This is a genomic window from Flavobacterium solisilvae, from assembly GCF_012911605.1.
GTDB lineage: Bacteria > Bacteroidota > Bacteroidia > Flavobacteriales > Flavobacteriaceae > Flavobacterium > Flavobacterium solisilvae.
The window spans coordinates 1-404 of the sequence record NZ_JAAMPT010000134.1 but is presented as its reverse complement, the minus strand read 5'-3'; the positions used below and the strand labels follow the sequence as shown (position 1 = coordinate 404).

Below are 404 nucleotides of genomic sequence, written 5' to 3'. Positions count from 1 at the left end.
CGCGTAACTCAAGGACCAACGGCAGTAACACCAACGCCATTAGAACGATGCGATCCAAACAATGATGGCTTTGAAGTATTCGATTTAACCTTAGCAACCAATCAAATAGCGGGCGGAACATTGCCGCCAGACGTAACGGTAACCTACCACGAAACCGAAACGGATGCTTTATTGGGTTCTAATCCGTTGAGTAGTCCATATGCAAATATCACTCCGAACCAACAAACGATTTACGTAAAAGTATTTTTTACCACAACAGGCTGTTCGAATTATGTCGAACTAAAATTAATCGTCAACCCAACGCCAGAAGCGACCGAGCCAACAGATTACCATTTATGTGATTACACAGGTGCAGTAGGTTATGAGAGTTTCAATTTAACGACCAAAATAGCGGAGATTTTAGG

The 404-nt window shown here is 42.6% G+C and carries 1 protein-coding gene; it reads left to right on the top strand.

What is annotated here, in order from left to right; translation table 11 throughout:
* Window positions 1-404: hypothetical protein (locus G6042_RS00625; protein ID WP_169522349.1), on the top strand; the 404-nt coding region annotated here is incomplete at both ends.